Annotated in this window: 14 protein-coding genes and 1 pseudogene; 5 read left to right on the plus strand and 10 right to left on the minus strand. The window is 38.8% G+C overall.

The features are described from left to right. Positions 1 to 124: 124 nt before the first annotated feature. The 5 genes from ADICYQ_RS16800 to ADICYQ_RS27800 all read right to left on the minus strand — a co-directional run bounded on the left by ADICYQ_RS16800 (position 125) and on the right by ADICYQ_RS27800 (position 6561). Positions 125 to 532 (minus strand): GNAT family N-acetyltransferase, encoded by a 408-nt coding sequence (locus ADICYQ_RS16800; protein ID WP_020889838.1) that lies wholly within the window; start codon positions 530 to 532, stop codon positions 125 to 127. 77 nt (positions 533 to 609) lie between these two features. After that, positions 610 to 1896: a M14 family zinc carboxypeptidase gene (locus tag ADICYQ_RS16805; RefSeq protein WP_020889839.1), complete on the minus strand. Its 1287-nt coding sequence runs from the start codon at positions 1894 to 1896 to the stop codon at positions 610 to 612. Between the two features lie 219 nt (positions 1897 to 2115). Beyond that, entirely contained in the window at positions 2116 to 3555 is a 1440-nt protein-coding gene (locus tag ADICYQ_RS16810; protein WP_020889840.1) for a DUF1501 domain-containing protein, read from the minus strand. Positions 3556 to 3559: 4 nt separating this feature from the next. Then, positions 3560 to 5359: a DUF1553 domain-containing protein gene (locus ADICYQ_RS27795; RefSeq protein WP_020889841.1), complete on the minus strand. Its 1800-nt coding sequence runs from the start codon at positions 5357 to 5359 to the stop codon at positions 3560 to 3562. Continuing rightward, positions 5341 to 6561 carry a DUF1549 domain-containing protein gene (locus ADICYQ_RS27800; protein ID WP_200861905.1) on the minus strand — a complete coding sequence of 407 codons (1221 nt, stop codon included), beginning with the start codon at positions 6559 to 6561 and terminating at the stop codon, positions 5341 to 5343. The genes ADICYQ_RS27795 and ADICYQ_RS27800 overlap by 19 nt, the downstream gene beginning before the upstream one ends. Positions 6562 to 7334: 773 nt before the next feature. Here ADICYQ_RS27800 and ADICYQ_RS28885 point away from each other — a divergent pair. The 5 genes and pseudogenes from ADICYQ_RS28885 to ADICYQ_RS27175 all read left to right on the plus strand — a co-directional run. Continuing rightward, complete coding sequence (locus ADICYQ_RS28885) at positions 7335 to 8084, plus strand: carboxypeptidase-like regulatory domain-containing protein (protein WP_235114760.1); 750 nt, start codon at positions 7335 to 7337, stop codon at positions 8082 to 8084. A gap of 44 nt (positions 8085 to 8128) precedes the next feature. Further along, positions 8129 to 10456, plus strand: a complete 2328-nt coding sequence (locus ADICYQ_RS16825; RefSeq protein WP_020889845.1) for a SusC/RagA family TonB-linked outer membrane protein — start codon at positions 8129 to 8131, stop codon at positions 10454 to 10456. Between the two features lie 22 nt (positions 10457 to 10478). Further along, positions 10479 to 12323, plus strand: coding sequence for a RagB/SusD family nutrient uptake outer membrane protein (locus ADICYQ_RS16830; RefSeq protein WP_020889846.1), 1845 nt, complete (start codon positions 10479 to 10481; stop codon positions 12321 to 12323). Between the two features lie 126 nt (positions 12324 to 12449). Next, positions 12450 to 12584: a hypothetical protein gene (locus tag ADICYQ_RS29375; RefSeq protein ID WP_020889847.1), complete on the plus strand. Its 135-nt coding sequence runs from the start codon at positions 12450 to 12452 to the stop codon at positions 12582 to 12584. A 49-nt stretch (positions 12585 to 12633) separates the two neighbouring features. Next, positions 12634 to 12780, plus strand: a pseudogene (locus tag ADICYQ_RS27175) (helix-turn-helix transcriptional regulator); the annotation flags it as partial. A gap of 266 nt (positions 12781 to 13046) precedes the next feature. Here the strand turns inward: ADICYQ_RS27175 and ADICYQ_RS28890 are convergent. The 5 genes from ADICYQ_RS28890 to ADICYQ_RS16850 form a co-directional block, all read right to left on the minus strand. Then, positions 13047 to 13517: a glycosyltransferase family protein gene (locus ADICYQ_RS28890; protein ID WP_235114763.1), complete on the minus strand. Its 471-nt coding sequence runs from the start codon at positions 13515 to 13517 to the stop codon at positions 13047 to 13049. 166 nt (positions 13518 to 13683) lie between these two features. Then, a complete protein-coding gene (locus ADICYQ_RS28895; RefSeq protein ID WP_020889849.1) occupies positions 13684 to 14322 on the minus strand; it encodes a polysaccharide pyruvyl transferase family protein in 639 nt (212 codons plus the stop codon). 195 nt (positions 14323 to 14517) lie between these two features. Then, positions 14518 to 15816 (minus strand): TRAP transporter large permease, encoded by a 1299-nt coding sequence (locus ADICYQ_RS16840; protein WP_020889850.1) that lies wholly within the window; start codon positions 15814 to 15816, stop codon positions 14518 to 14520. 3 nt (positions 15817 to 15819) lie between these two features. Further along, on the minus strand, positions 15820 to 16308 hold the full coding sequence (locus ADICYQ_RS16845; protein ID WP_020889851.1) for a TRAP transporter small permease: 489 nt from the start codon (positions 16306 to 16308) through the stop codon (positions 15820 to 15822). 3 nt (positions 16309 to 16311) lie between these two features. Continuing rightward, positions 16312 to 17307, minus strand: coding sequence for a TRAP transporter substrate-binding protein (locus ADICYQ_RS16850; protein ID WP_020889852.1), 996 nt, complete (start codon positions 17305 to 17307; stop codon positions 16312 to 16314). Between the last annotated feature and the right edge of the window lie 98 nt (positions 17308 to 17405).

Raw genomic sequence — 17405 nt, forward strand, 5'->3', positions numbered from 1 at the left:
TCTAATGAGGCCATCTGTTCAAATAACATCGAGCAGCTTTTTTTAAAAAATAAATGAGTAACGTCTTTAGTTTCCCGCAAGCCTTAGCCTGGGCGTATTGGACGTTTAATTGGATAAAGGATACTTAATGTTCATTGCCTTTGTAAACCCACATGGGCATTGTTTCTCCTGCTTTCTCAAAGCCCATTTTTTCATAAAATGAAATGGCTTTTCCATCTGCTGTCAACATTTGCATGTGGAAGTCTTTGTATTTTTCTTGAAGTTTGGCTACAATTCTTTTCCCTATGCCTTTTCCCTGATAATCTGGATGAACCAATAAATGGGGATAGTAAACGACTAAATAACCATCTGAAATAGCATTCCCCAATCCAATCAATTCCTCTTTGTCCCAAGCGGTGATCAGTGAATGAGAATTTGACAGTGCATTTTTTAATTCAGTGGGCTTCTCAGCAGCAGACCATTCGTTCGCTTTGTAAAGGGCTACAACTTGTTCAATTGTAATGTCCCTGGTTTCTGAAAGAATAATGTCCATGCTTGAATTGTTTTATTAAGCTAAAAGTGAGGACCTATTATTCATTCCAATTTTCATCTAAAATCTAATACTCCTCCTCATTGACCTTCAATATACTCCGAAAGCGCATAAATTAAATCCTTTCCGAATAACCTGGCTTTTTCTTGGGTAACAAGCTGCCCGTTATTGATTCCAAAAGGAAATTCCAGGGTGGTGGTCATAATTAAACCTTCATCTAAAAATCCCGAGGCCCATTTGCTAAAGGAGTATCCCTGTTCATAATTGCTTCCCTTATTCCAGGCAGTACCATAGGCAAGAAAACCTGTTTTGCTATTGATTGTAAGTGGTCCCTTCTGTGTTCGGATCAAAGTATTCACGAATTTTTCTTGTGCAGCAGAAATCCTTTCCTCTTCATTTCCCACAAAATAAACCCACTCATTGTTTTCTCCCTTTATCCAGGGATTGTGAAGATCTATCCCTATCCATGGCAATCCATCTATCCATTTTGGAATGTCTTCTCTTATGGCCTTTGTGCTTGTGTAAATACTTTCACCAGAGTAATCTCTGTTGTGATCTCTTGGACTTCGGTATTTGCCTTGATCACCTTGTTCTACCCCATCTTTATCCAAAAATGGAATGATCATAACCTCCACATTCTCTAACAGTTTATCCATGGAGGCATTTCCTGATAACATAGCATCAAGCATGCCCTCAATAATATAATTGCTCATCATTTCTCCAGCATGGGCCCTGGCAGTAAACAATACCCTAACCTTGGGTTGAGAATCAAAATTACTTATTAACAACTGTTCAACTTCTCTTCCCGCTCGGGTAGTGCTGAGCACTGACTTTCTTATATATTTGGAGTTTTTGTGCTGCAACATAAACTTATCGAAGTTTTTCTGTGTGTAAGCCATCCCCATGCTAAACATTACGGGTTCTCCATCACCTGAAAACTCAAAGCTGAAAAGGTCAGGCCCAAGGTAATTGCTTTGATCAATCCAATTCCATCCATAGCCTCCATCTTTGCTGTAGGCTGCCCCTAAATTGGTCAAAACATTTGGCTTAGTCGCTTTAAAAAACCATTTCTTATTGCTGGTGTTTTTAACAGTAAAACACCAATAAAACCATTCTCTCGGGGTATCCCGAAGAGCTGGCTTAAAAAATATAGTGTCGCCTAAAACCTTATCTATGACAACATTTCCACCAGGAAAATCGCTATCTATAATAGGTATTTGAGCAGTCCTCTCAGCAAAATTCAACTTGTTGGTACTCCCTATTCTTAAAGGATTCTTTAACTCTTCTTGGGCAAGTAGGTTTTGAGAAACAAACACGGCTAAAACAGTAGCAAACAGAATAAAGTAAAAAGGTTTATTTGATTTCATAGAGGTAAGAATATGGGCCTAAGGGTATATATCTTTTCTGTTTTGTTCGAGATTAGCTTTAGCTTTTTTGCTAATCTATATTCTATCCAATTTAGTGAAAAATCAACTATCAAGACCTAAGGAATTCTTTGAAGAATGAAAACTTTGGGAATTCCTCAAATTACATGGAAAACACCGCTAATAAAAGCCTTTGTATATACCATTAAACTATTTAAGTTTTCAGACCAAAATATCTTTGACCACGTTTCCGTGAACATCGGTAAGTCTAAAATCTCTCCCTCCAAAATGATAGGTCAATTGCTTGTGATCTACACCCAATAAGTGAAGAATGGTGGCATGAAGGTCATGAATCGTCACAGGCTTATCAACTACCCTATAGCCATACTCATCAGTTTGGCCATATATCGTTCCTCCTTTAACACCCGCGCCAGCCATCCACATACTAAAGGCAGAAGGGTTATGATCTCTTCCATCAGCCCCTTGAGCAAAAGGGGTTCGACCAAACTCTCCAGTCCAAACCACTAGCGTTTCTTCTAACAGCCCTCTGTACTTTAAGTCTTTCAGAAGTCCAGCAATGGGTTGATCCACCGCATGTGCATTCCGCTCATGCCCGTCTTTTAGACTTTGGTGTTGGTCCCACCTATCAATACCACTCATGTATGGACAAGTAAGCTCCACAAAACGAACACCTCTTTCAACCAGCCTTCTGGCCATTAGGCACTGGGCACCATAGTTTCTCGTATTTATATCTTCATCAAATAATCCGTACAACTGCTTCGTAGCTTTTGTTTCTGCCGAAAATTCGGTCAATTCAGGCACGGAAGATTGCATGTGATAGGCCAATTCATAATTTTTGATGGCTGCCTCTATTTCGTTTGACTTTCCTTCCTCTTTGGCATCCATTTCTTTGATGAAATCCAACTTTTGCTTTTGGTGACTTGTCAAACTGCTGTCCGGCTTAATATTTGCCACAGGAGTATTTCCAGTTTTCATAATTGACGCCTGATAATCTGCAGGAAGGAAGCCATTTTTAAAGTTATCTACCCCTCCAGGAGGAATTAATCCCCCATCTAAAACAACATAACCGGGTAAATTGCTGTTTTCTGTTCCTAGTCCATAATTTACCCAGGCACCCACACTAGGTCTTCCTTGCAGGCCACTGCCTGTGTGCAGGAAATAATTGGCGTTGGTGTGCTCGGGAAAATTGGAAACCATCGACCTAATCAACGCCAAGTCATCTGCACAGCCAGCAATATGCGGGAAAAGCTCACTTACGGCCATTCCAGATTCTCCATATTGCTTAAAATCCCATGGGCTTTTCAGTATTTTACCATTGTTGTTAAACTGTGTCGCATCTATTTTAAACTTGGGATCCATACCGTTTTCCTTCGCAAGTCTGGGTTTTGGGTCAAATGAATCTACCTGTGACACTCCGCCATCCATGTACAAGAAGATGACGTTCTTGGCTTTAGGTAAAAAGTTAGGTGCTTTAGCCAACTGGCTTAGGATATTTTGCGATTGCTTGTCTGTAGACTTGCAGGCAGTATTCAGACCACCCATCATTCCCATTAAAGCAAGAGAGCCAAACCCACAACTGCTAAATTTTAACATCTCTCTCCTACTTAAGGCTTTATTGAGAAGTGGTTTGTGATTGTTCATGGGTTTACAGTAAATAAATAAATGATTTCATATTAAATAGAGCATGACAGTATTCCTTCCATACAATTAAGTCAACATTTTCTTCGGCCTTAGAATCAAGAATCGCTACGGCCTTGGTTTCACTTAAAAAAGCCAAGCCTTTACTTATTTCATCGGCTGTTGGTAACCTGGAAAAAGCCCTTAAATAAGCCTCGACAATTTTTTCATTTTCAGAAAGCTGATTATTGGCCAACAATTCATTGGCCATATGGCCAGCTTGTTCTGCAATGAAAGGATCATTCATTAAAAACAAAGATTGAGCAGGAACATTGGTCACATCTCGTTTACCGAAAGTGGTAAATGGAGTAGGCCTATCAAAGACCGTCATCATTCGGTCAAGAAAATTCCTTCTGACTTCAAGGTATACAGACCTTCTTCCATTTCCATCCAGGGGACCAGAATTTCTAGGCCTTCCTCTCCCCTGCATAAAGGATGTCAAATGAACAGGGACAGGATTTCCATACATGGACGGATTCAAAGTTCCAGCAGCTGTCAAAACAGCATCCCTGATTCCTTCCGCTTCAAGCCGCCTGACGGAATACCTTGTCAGGTATAAATTGTCAGGATCTTTATCTACACTTCCACCCGTTGTACTTCTTTGAAAAGTTTGGGTCAGCACCATATTTTTAATCATTGTTTTGATGGACCAGGATTGCTGAACAAATTGTAAAGACAGAAAATCCAACAATTCGGGATTAGTAGGCAATTTCCCTTGAAGCCCAAAATTATCAACGGTCTCTACTATTCCTCTGCCAAATACATGATGCCAAATCCGGTTCACCATTACTCTGGAGGTGAGTGGATTATCCGCTGACAACATCATCTTCACCATTTGTTGTCTTCCACTTCCCGCACCACGATAGGCTTTTTGTTCTTCAAATATGCCGGAAAGGAAAATCCTCGGCATTTTTTCCTCGCTTTGATCAGCATGATTTCCCCTGATAAAAATGGGGCTTTCTCCAGCAAATCCATCTGTTACTCCTTGTATGAATACACTGTCTTTGACCATGGTTCCGATAGCATCACTTTTTGCCTTTAATGCCAATGCAGAAGGGAAATACTTTTCCAGATCTCCTTTTTTCAATTTCTGATTGAGATAGGCTATTTCTGAAGGCGTGCTTTGACCAGACTTCCAATTCTTAACTGCCTGCGAAAGTGAAACGTTAGTATCCTGATCGGATAGGACGGGAGTTTGCCAGACATAGTCAAAAGCTATAGCATAGGCAGCGGCTATATAAGCCTCTGGATCCTGGGTATAATTATGTCTGATAAATGAGCCAGGTAATATTTCTATATAGACTTTCTGGCCTTTCCAACTTCCCACATCTATGGTATAATTTTGCCATTCTTCCTCATTTACTTTCTGGTCCAAATCACCGTAAATAGGATTACTTATCAGTTGAAAATTCTCCATCACAATACGGATGCTTGCGCCTTTCCCTTTTGCTCTGACACCTACAAACTGCTTGTCGACAATAAAGTCAGGAGACCTTAAAGCACCAAAAATACCCCTTCCAAATTTTTGACTGGATGCAATTCCCGGAGAAAATGTTTCCAAATCACCATTTGAGGAAGAAAACAATGGCTCTCCTAAAGTTGTATTTGCACCAAAAGCAAAACCATCCGTTTTCCAGTCCTGAAAATCAGCACCTCTGAAATCTCCCAGGACTTCAAACCCTTCTGGATACGCTGGTGTTGATTTTAAATTTGCGAGTTGGACTGGAAGTGTATCTGCCGTTGTGGCGTCTACCCAGGAATTGGCCAACAAAGATTTAATTTTTGTTTTAAGGCAGCAGCCTGAGAGATTTTTTCAAATTTTAAATTGGAATTTCCTACAGGCACAGGGCTGAATCGAGTACTTCCCAATACCCCGTAAAGCGCATAATAATCTGCAGTAGGTATAGGATCAAATTTATGGTCATGACATTTGGCACAAGCCACGGTAAGGCCCTGAAAACTTTTACCTACCACATCTATCATATTGTCTATCCTGTCTGCCTCATCCTTTTTAACATCTACTGGACTGTGTGTCCCTTCACCCATGGTGAAAAACATGGTACCTAAAACAGATTCATTCTCAGCAGTTTTAGGATTAACTCTAGGAGAAAGTAGCATGTCTCCCATCAATTGTTCTTTTATCAATTGGTCATAAGGCAGGTCTTCATTGAAAGCTCTGATTAAATAATCCCGATACCTCCATGCCCCTTGAATTTGATAATCAAACTCATGCCCTTTGGTCTCAGCATAACGCACCACGTCCATCCAATGGCTGGCCCACTTCTCACCAAATGCTGGGTTTTCAAGGTATTCATCCACCAATTCAACATAAGCCTCTGGTCTCTCATCTGCAACGAACTGCTTTACCCTTTTTACTTCCGGAGGAAGGCCTGTGAGAACATAAGACAACCTACGTATCAGTTGGTATTTATCTGCTTTCAAGCCAGGTTTTAAGCCCTTTTCAGCTATTTCCTCATCAATTAGCGCATCAATGTTACTGCTAAAGGCATCCTTGTCAATCCCCTTTTCAGTTTTGGCGGGCAAAAAAGCCCAATGAGGTTCAAATACGGCACCGTCTCCTATCCATTTTTTTATCAATGCCACTTCATGTTCAGAAAGGGTTTGTTTCAAAGAAGGGGGTGGCATCATAAAGTCCTCATCTTCGCTGGTGATACGGTCGATTAAAGCACTTTTATGAACTGATTCTGGTACGATGGCCCTATTCCCACTTTCCAAAAGCTTTATTGCTCCCTCTTCGAGGTCAAGTCTTAAACCTGCTTCTCTACTACTGGGATCTGGACCATGGCAGAGGTAGCATTTCTGTACAAGAATAGGTTTTATATGAAAATTAAAGTCGACCTGAGCAGGCATTTCCTGCTTTGTCTCTTGCTCACAGGAAAGCAAAGCACCCAAACCAATAACAGTACAAAATGCTATTAAAACACGAAAAGAATAAACCCATTTAAGCATTAACATCCCATATGAAATTGATACTTTACAGATAAAGTAAAATGAATAATCTTCAATTTACTTTATTTTGCAAAAACTTCAATGGCAAATGAAGGAAAAGACCAACTTTAAAGTAAAAAGCAATACAACCGGTAAAAACAAAGATTAATTATTGAAAACCAGTTTTAACCCTAAATACTCAATTGGCAATCTATTACCTATTAAAATTACCTTTAAGTTAGCCACTTCTCCAGTTCCGATCCTGCAGATAGGCAGGCTCAAGACACGGGTGAAATTGGGAAAAAACCTCCAAAAAGACTCATTTTCTTATAATTACAACACTTCCCGTTGGAGCTTAAATTCAAACAACCACCCAAAAATCGCATGAAAATTATTGATTTTAAGCTATGCGTATGAATTTTTTATTAAATTTTTAATTATATGGCAAATAATTAAACATATGTTAATTTCATATATTATTTATTAAATTTATAGATGTTTTCATTTAATTAATTAACTATAAATAGTTAAATATTGATTTTTGGCTTTAAAAAATATAATATTTATAATTTATATACCATAATTCTAAATATATATTAAATTATACTATATATTCTATATTATAATTTATCAAAATATAAATTGTTAAAACGGTTACGTACGTCATTATTTTTGGTAATGAAACCGATTGCATATCCAATTTTGTTTTATTATAATTGAATATTATATAGGATATTTTGAATCAATTTGACAATTAGTATTCTAATACAATCTTTTAATTATAACCCAAAAAAATGAAAAACTTATTACAAAAACAATTTTTCAGAGTATCTGAAATGAAAATTCTGATACTCTGTTTCTGCATGCTGTACAGTTCGGTGGATGTTACAGCGGAATCACCAAATATCAGGATTGACGAAGACATTACGGTATCTGGTCAGGTAACTGATGAAAACGGTGAAGGTATTCCTGGAGTAACGGTACTTATCGAAGGACAGGGAACGGGAACAGTCACTGACATTGAAGGCAATTATAAAATTACTGTTCCTGAAAATGCAAGTTTGACCTTTTCTTTTGTTGGATTTACTCCCCAAACTCTGGAAGTAGGGAATCGTTCGGAATTGAATATCACCTTAATTATGGACACTGCTTCATTAGATGAGGTTGTGGTTATTGGCTATGGTACCGCTAGAAAGAGAGACCTAACAGGTGCTGTATCATCTGTCACCGCATCCAAACTTGAAAATGAAAACCCAAACTCAATTCAAGATGTCCTAAGAGGAAATATAGCCGGCTTGAATGTTGGTTTAAGCACATCCGCAAAAGGAGGAGGTAGCCTTGAAGTTCGTGGAAGGACTTCCTTAAATGCTGGTTCTAGTCCCCTTTTGGTTCTTGATGGGGCCATTTATTATGGGCAGCTTGCAGATATCAACCCAAATGACATTGAAAGCATAGATGTTTTAAAAGACGCTAGTTCTGCGGCTGTATTTGGAGCGAAGGCAGCCAGTGGTGTAATTTTAATCAATACCAAAAAGGTAAATTAGGAAAAACTCAAATTAAGATTAATTCCAACTGGGGCTTGGCAACGATGTCAAAAAATGAGCCTTTATATGGTCCAGAAGGATTTCTTTCATGGAGAGAGGACGTAATGGAAAGTATAAATGCGGGAGGATTTGAACCTTATAGATTTTCAAACCCTAATACATTACCCAGCAACATTTCCCTAGACACATGGCTGGACTATGACGGCTCAGAAGGAGATCCAGAAACGGTTTGGCTACAGCGCTTAAACATGCAACCTCTTGAGATTGCCAACTATAAGGCAGGAGAAAGTGTCAACTGGTACAATATGATGTTTCAAAATGGATTGCGACAAGACCACACAGTAAGTCTCTCTGGAAGAAACGAAGATTTTCAGTACTACTGGTCAATGGGCTATCTGGACAATGAAGGTTTAATAGTTGGTGACGAATTCACTACAATAAGAAGTAGGTTCAATATTGAAGGCAACGTAAAAGATTGGCTAACAGTAGGAATGAATACACAATTTGCAGATAGGGATGAAAGTCAAATCTCAGTGAATTGGGGAGACATGGTCAACCTGTCTCCATGGGCAGAACCATTTTTAGAAGATGGAGAAAGCCTTAGGTTCAGACCAAACGAAGAAGGAAGTGGCGGACGTCACCCTTATTATACTCCTGGATTTACGGATAGATTACAAAAAGAAACCACAATAAATGCTACATTATTTGCAGCAATTGAACTTCCTTTTGGCATCAAGTTCAGAACAAATTTTACTCCGAGGTATGAATTTTACGAACGATACAACCATGAAATGGCTGCCCATCAGGATTTTGAAAATATGGGAGGACGAGCAAGTAGGCAACAAAGAAAAGTATATTTCTGGCAGGTTGATAATATCTTAAGTTGGAGCAAAAACTTCAATGACATCCACAATTTCGATATAACACTCTTGGCCAATTCAGAAAAATACCAAAGCTGGGACAATACCATGACAAATGTGGGGTTTGAACCTCATGACCGATTAGGTTACCACAATATTGGAGCTGGTATCAATCCCATCATATCTAGTAATGACCAATACCATACAGCAGATGCACTGATGGGAAGAGTAATATACACACTAGAAGATAAATACATAACTACTCTCTCAGTCCGAAGAGATGGATACTCTGCCTTTGGTCAAAGTAACCCTAGAGCTACTTTCACTTCAGCCGCATTTGCCTGGGTTTTTACTGATGAAGATTTTGTCAATATCCCCTGGTTGGATTATGGAAAATTAAGAGCTTCTTGGGGAGTAAATGGCAACCGAGACATTGGTAGGTATGCTGCCCTATCCGACTTACAAACAGGTAAATATTTTTATCAAAGACCAAGTGGTGAAATGTATTTTGTAAGTCAGTTGTATGTAAATACCATGCAGAACTCCAATCTTAAATGGGAAAAAACTACCTCTACAAATCTTGGAATTGACTTTTCCCTGTTCAATAGTATTCTTGATGGAACCATAGAAGCTTATGACATGTCCACAACGGACCTCCTGGTGGAAAGATCTCTACCTGATATTTTAGGATTTAACTTTGTCTATGACAATTTAGGTGAAGTAAGAAACCGAGGCGTTGAAGTAAGCTTAAATAGCCAGTTGTTACAAAGAACTAATTTAACATGGAGAGCAAGCATTAACTTCCAGATGAACCGTAATAAAATTATTAGTCTGTATGGAGATTTAGATGAAAATGGAGAGGAATTAGATGACATAGAAAATAAATGGTTTTTAGGTCATCCAATTGATGCCATCTGGGATTACAAGACAGATGGAATTTGGCAAACCCCTGAAGCAGACCAAGCAAGTGACTATGGTGTCAGACCAGGTGACTTTAAAATTGAAGATGTTAACGAAGACGGGCTTTACTCTAATGCGGACAGGCAATTTTTAGGCTTTACGGAACCCAGATCGAGATGGAGTTTAAGAAATGAATTTAAAGTGTGGAAAAATTTCGACGTTTCATTTATGATGTATGCTTATTTAGGGCATATGAACACCTTCAATCAAAGAAAAAATAGACAGGGGTTTCTTGACCGTTCCAATTCATATATTCTACCTTATTGGACTGCGGAAAACCCAAACAATGAATGGGCAAGACTTTATTCAAGCGAGGGTGGAGCTGGTGGATTTAATGTTTACCAAAGCAGGTCTTTTGTACGTCTGGAGAATATATCTGTAGCTTATACCGTTCCGAGCGCCATTGTGGAAAGGGCGAAAATAGAAAACCTTAGATTCTATATGAATATTAGAAATGTAGGCTTCTATGCACCTGAATTTAATTTTTGGGATCCTGAATCTGCAGTTCCAACACCAAGAATCTTTACACTTGGAGTTGATTTGACATTGTAAAACTGGCTTAAAGAAAAAAATTATGAAAATCCATATAAAAAACTCAACATTTTACCTTGGCCTTTTCGCGATAGGTTTAATGATTAGCACAACTTCCTGTGACGAAAGTTGGCTAGAACCCAAACCATTATCCTTCTATGCCCCTGAAAACACTTTTAACTCATCAAGTGGGCTATGGGGTGCATTGGTAGCCTGTGAAAGAAACATGAGACATGAACTTACGGGTGATGGCCCTCCAATTCTGACCGAGCATATTTTTACGGAGGTGGCTGTAGAAGGTACAACGGACAAGTCTGGCCCTGCTCAGGACATGAATCTCTTGATAACACCAGATGCCAACCTTAATTCAGCAGATTACAATAGAATTGGTTGGTATTGGTACGAAGGATTTAAGGGTATTAAATATGCAAATACCGTAATATCCAGAATTGACGATCCAACAGATTACGAATCAGAAGAGGAAAGAAACCACATTCTTGGAACAGCCTATTTTCACAGAGCACTAAGGTACTATAGGCTTACGAATCAATTTGGGGATGTTCCTTTGATTCTTGAAGAAATTCTTGAACCAAGATTAGACTTCTATTCCACTAAAAGAGAAGTAATTCTTCGTAAAATCAAAGAAGACTTAGAATGGGCAGAGCCTTGGGTTCCAGCAGTGATGGACAAAGGACAAGTTCCTAAAGGAGCCATTCAGCACCTTCTAACCAAAGTAAATCTTGCGCTGGGAGAATTTGATGATGCCATTGCATCTGCTTCAAGATTAATAGATGGAGGTACGCATTCCTTAATGACTGAAAGATTTGGATCTACAGGTAATGACCCAGAGAAAAATTTAATCTGGGATTTGCATCGACCAGAGAATAAATCAGCAAATGTAAATACGGAAGCAATTCTGATGGTCATGGACCGCCTTGATACTGAAGGTAATTCTGGTGGAATGTCATCCATGCGACAAGGTGTGCCTTTTTGGTTTGCAAATATTAATACCCCTAACGGTAATCGAGGCACAATAGATCAACCAGGAATTGAAATTGATCAAGTAAGTGCCTATGGTAGAGGAATTGGTAGACTTCGTGGTACCTGGTACCACCAAAGCATGATATGGGATGATGAAAACGACCTCAGACATGCACCTGGAAACTGGATGGACATGACGGATATGGTACATAACAATCCAGATTTAAAAGGAGCTGATGACTACTATGGAAAACCTTTACAATTCCGAAACGACGAAGGTACAGTTTTAGTAGTAGACACCATTAGAAGTTGGTTTTCTTGGCCTCATTACAAACTTTTTATACCTGAACCCCAAAACATAAGACCCGCAGGAGGTCACAGTGACTGGTATATATTTAGGTTAGCCGAAACCTATCTTTTGAGAGCTGAAGCATATGTTTGGAAAGGTGATTTAGCCAATGCGGCCAATGACCTCAATGCGGTTAGAACACGTGCTGGTGCAGCACCTTATGCACCTGATCAAATGAATATTGGAACCATACTTGATGAAAGAGCTAGAGAACTGTATTACGAAGAACCTAGAAAAACGGAGCTCACAAGAATGGCTTTCATTTTTGCCAATACAGGTATTCAAGCTTATAATGGTAAAACATATTCTATAGAAAAATTCTCTGATGAAAACTTCCTCTACGACAGAATAATGTCCGTAACTGACTTCTATAATAAAGGAGTCTCAACCAGACATGGGGACAGATACACCTATAGTCCATATCACGTTTTATGGCCTATTCCTGCGCCTGCAATTAATAGTAATACCCAAGGTATTATTAATCAAAACAAGGGTTATTCAGGCTATGAAAACAATATCCCTCCACTAACCACAATAGAGGAAAATACAAGTGAATAAATTACTCTAACAAGCAATACCGAAGCCAGGAAAAACGAAAGTATTTCCTGGCTTTATTTTTTGGTTTCAATTTTTATCTTTTAGAAGGTTTAACAAATAAAAGGTTAATTGTCTATTATAAATCTTATGGAAAGGTTTCCAATGGATATTTTGGTTACCGATGGGCCTCAGTTTTTGTGGGAAGCCAATAAACTATTGACTTGGCTAGGGGTTCTTTTAAACCTACTTTTCACCGTTGATTTGGTATTGGCTAATATTTGATTTCTCAAATCGCTAGACGATCTGGCGAAGATAATTCAACTGGACCCAAGCAGACCTTACTGACAGCCTGCCTGTATCCAGACAAACCATCAATGCCATAGAAAAGGGAAAGTTTGACCCAAGTCTCCCTCTCGCTTTTAAGATCGCCAAACTCTTTGATAGTTCAATTGAAGAAATATTTGACGATGAAAAATAAGATTGAATCCAGATCCGAAAACATGAAAAACACAAAACATCTAGTAATTTAGGTTGAGATTTTGTCTTTCACTTTTTCAAGGCTTTAAACCCTTGCTTATTAATTTTATCCTTCTACTTATTAAGAATTAAATTGGACTTCCCAACTCCATCTTTAAGCGTTGAATTCACAAGAAGATCAGCCCTGTTCAAGATTGTAATACCAAATAGAATTTCTATCATTGGTTAAAACATTTGGGGAAATTGAAAGACGGTAAACCATCAGCTTCAGCTTGTAACCAATTTGATTTTTCCTGAGGAAGCCTTGTAAATATTGGCTACCTTTTTCATTGATTTGCCCAACTTTCGTTCAGCTTTATTGTAGTTATCCCAGTTTTCCATCAACCTATCGGCAATTTGCTTGCCCTCCGTTTCTTCTATTTCAAATACCCAATCTGCCAATCCCAGGTCATAATACATCTGTCCTTTAATGGTGTCTTCAGGTTGTCTCAAATAAAACATAGGGGTACCATTCGCAGCAGCTATTATCGGAGAATGACATTCAAAGCTTATCACCGAATGAGCCCTTGCATAAATCGAAGCCGCTTCATCCGGAAGCCAATAATCCCGCTTGATAACCTTGCTTTTCACATCCGCGGGAAGGGGATCAATCAACAATTCATCCATAATGTCTACCTGGTAAGTCATCTCCGGACAAATCAATACTTTGTTGCCTGTTTTCCTCACCCATTCTATCATCGCCACCCTCATCTTGGCATGATCTACCTCTTTGTATTTGGCGTTGGTTTCCTCTACCTCCTTAATTTTCTCTGCTGACCAGTTAACTTTTTAATTTTATGGTAAGGAGTGTACCTAAGTCTGGGGATTACACATATAAATTTCTTCTCCTCTAATTGATGGGATTCTAAAAACGAGATGGCTTTGTCTTCATCCAATAGATTAAAGAAAAAGTAGCATCCGGAGCAAATGAAATGTTTTTTCCAGTAAGCCCATGGCTTTTCAATACTTTTAATGAAGCCGTTTCTCTGGTATAAATGAAAGAGGAAGCATCCAACACTTTTTTTAATTCAGGAGAAATGGATTGGATGGTAGTACCAAAAATACCAAAAGGTTTATCGGTATATTTCATCCATGCCTCAAGGTTGTCTTGCCCCACCACATAAGGCCCCGAACCATGAACCAAAATGTCTGCTTTTTTAATGGCGGACATTACTTCTTCATTTTCCACACTACTGTCTGGAGCCACTGACCCATAGATGATTTTAACCTCTGGGAAATTCTTATGAAGAAGTTCCTTTACTTTCTCTCCTTTAGATTTCTTCCAAAGTATGATTTTATATTCTGGCAAGAAGGTTTTCAATATATGAATCAATCCTGGCGTATGTGCAATATCTCCAATGTTCACATCTTGCCAGCCGGACACCAGCAAAATGGTCTTGGTCGGATTTGAAGAATTATTATTTGCAATCGCACCGGTAATGGAAGCGATAAACATCCCTGTTGAAAGGCAAGTAATTTTTTTCAATGCATTTCTTCTTTCCATAATCCTTCCCGATTGTCTCGTTATTAAAATACTAAAATGGCGTTATTTAAGGCAAAATAAAACAATTGATCCAAGTAATTTATGGCTGCAATTTCAAATTCATCAAGAACCACCCTCTTCACATGCCTAATAATTGGTTATAAAAAAACTCCTCAACCGAAGGCTGAGGAGTTAAATATATATAGTGTCTATTTTTTATAAACCAAAAACAGATGGCAACCAAAGGGTAAGCTCTGGAATCAATGTGATCAGAAGCAAACCTAATAACATCGCAAAGAAAAAGGGAAGTAAAGGAAAGAATACCTTAGCAATGGAGGTCTTGGCCACTCCTACCCCAACAAATAAAACAGAGCCAACGGGAGGGGTACAAACCCCAATACACAAATTCAACACCATCATGATACCAAAGTGGATTGGATCAATTCCTAAAGTCACCACTGCTGGTAAGAATATAGGCGTGAAAATCAATACTGCCGGCGTCATGTCCATAAAAGTACCAACAAACAATAAAATCAGGTTTATCATAATTAATATCATGAACTTATTGTCACTCATAGAGAGTAAAGCCGAACTGATCGACTGAGGGATATTCTCACTGGACATGGCCCATGACATGCTCATTGAAGTAGCGATCAACAACATAACAATCGCAGTTGTTTCAGAGCTTTTCAATAAAATGGATGGGAGATTTTTCAATTTTATTTCCCCATAAATAAAAGACAAGACCAAGGTGTAGACAACTGCTATTGCTGATGCCTCTGTTGCCGTAAATACACCGACTACTATCCCTCCAATTACGACGACTAAAAGCATCAAACTAGGAAAAGCTGCTAGAAACTTTGTCCCAAGTTCTTTGGCACTTGTAGGTTCTCCTGGCTTTAGATTGTGTTTTTTGATAAAAATAGCTGCAGTAATCATCAAGAATAAACCAATTAATAAGCCTGGAATATATCCTGCAATAAATAGAGCCGCAATGGATACGCCCCCACTGGCCAAAGAATAAACAATCAGCACATTGGATGGGGGAATGATCAAGCCAGTAGTAGAGGCAGTGATATTTACTGCAGCGCCTAATTCCCTAGGGTACCCTTCTTTCTCCATTCTAGGGGCCAATATACCACCAATGGCAGAAGCTGCCGCAGCCGCTGAACCTGCAATGGCTCCAAAAAGCATGGCAGCAATAACATTTACGTACAACAATCCACCAGGAAGTTTTCCTGTCATGGCTTTTGCCAAATTAATTAACCTATTGGCAATTCCCCCTTTATTCATAATCTCTCCTGCTAAAATAAAAAACGGGATGGCCAATAAGGCAAAACTGTCGAGGCCCACTCCCATTCTTTGGGCAATAGTAGTGGCTGAGGGAACAGATGCTATGGTAACTGTAAGGGTAAGAAAACTAGAAAAACCCAATGCCCAGGCAACTGGAACACCAATCCCCATTAGAATAATAAAACTAACAATAAGTATAAGGATGCTTAAATATTCTTCCATGATTTAAATATTTTGGGGGGCTTTATTGTTCATTAAAATTTTAAGATCTGCCAATTGGTAAAAAAGTACCAGTAGACCTGAAAAAGGGATCATCATATAAACATATGCCAGCGGCAATTGTAAAGTCGCTGATTTTTGTTCCAGAATGAAGGTAATGTAAACCAGGTTTGCCCCTCCCATTATCATCACAGGAATAACAAATAGTATGATGACAATATTTATAACTATTAATAATCTTCGTTTCGCTTCGCCGACCAGCTTGGTTGGCAATATGTCTATGGCAAGGTGATTTCCTTGTCCCGCTACATAAGCAGCCCCTAACATACCTAACCATACCAATAAATACCTTGATAGTTCGTCTGTAAAGGAACTAGGAGATTGGAGCACATACCTTGAAACAACCTGCCAGGTAACATTAAGAACCATCACAGCCATAATGACCATCAGCATGATCCCTACAATTTTATCTAATTTTAATTTAAGACTGCTCATTGCTTAATATTTTCTAATTTCTTGCACCAACTTATACATTTCCGGATCTGATTCTTTCATGAGTTCATAAACCTTTTCCGCTTCTTTTCTAAATGGCTCCTTGTCTGGATAAAGTACTTCTACTCCAGCTTCCTCCAAAATTTTCATTGATTCGGCAACGGATTCTTCCCATAATTTGTACTGGTAAACAGCAGACTCATCAGCAGCATCTTGAAGCCATTTTCTTTCCTCTTCGGATAGAAGGTCCCAAACTTTGGTACTTACGATCATCATATCTGGGATAGCCGTATGTTCATTTAAAGAATAATATTTACAAACTTCATAATGTCGGGAAGTAACAAAACTTGGCGGATTGTTCTCTGCGCCGTCCACAATTCCTTGTTGCAAAGCAGTATATAGTTCACCAAAGGATACTGGGGTAGGTGAACCTCCGAAACTCTGCACCATATTTACTGCAGTTGGGCTTTCCATCACTCGTATTTTCAAACCCTCTATATCAGAAGGAACCATAACAGGCTTGTCTTTGGTATAAAAACTACGTTTACCACCATCGTAAAAACACAAGCCCTTCAACCAATATTTTTCGCCAGCAGCCAGAAGCTGTTTGCCTATAGGTCCTTCAAGTACTTTAGCCTGTTGCTCATCATCGCGAAACAAATAAGGCTGACCTAATATCTTAATTTCCGGTGCAAATCCCTCCATTGCTGCAGTGGATACTTTGGTCATGGCCAAACTACCAATTTGTAGCAGTTCCACAAGTTCCCGCTCAGTTCCTAATTGCTGGTTGGGATATACCTGAACAATCATTTTGCCATCAGATTTTTCTTCTGCTTTTTCAGCTAAATACAACATGGCCGCATGGACAGGGTGACTGGTATCCAATCCATGACCAAGTTTTAATATCCTTACCCCTCCCGGTTTCGAGCAGCTAACCAAAATAACTGCCAAAAACAGCATACTTAGGTAGATTGGGAAATTCGTCTTTTTAAATTTCAACATATGAATTGCAATATAATTTGGGTTTCTATTATTCGTTCACTTCTTAAAATTATATGAATTAAGTTTTATTTCAATAATTCATTCACAATATATCTCTT

This window comes from Cyclobacterium qasimii M12-11B, from assembly GCF_000427295.1.
Taxonomy (GTDB): Bacteria; Bacteroidota; Bacteroidia; order Cytophagales; family Cyclobacteriaceae; genus Cyclobacterium; species Cyclobacterium qasimii.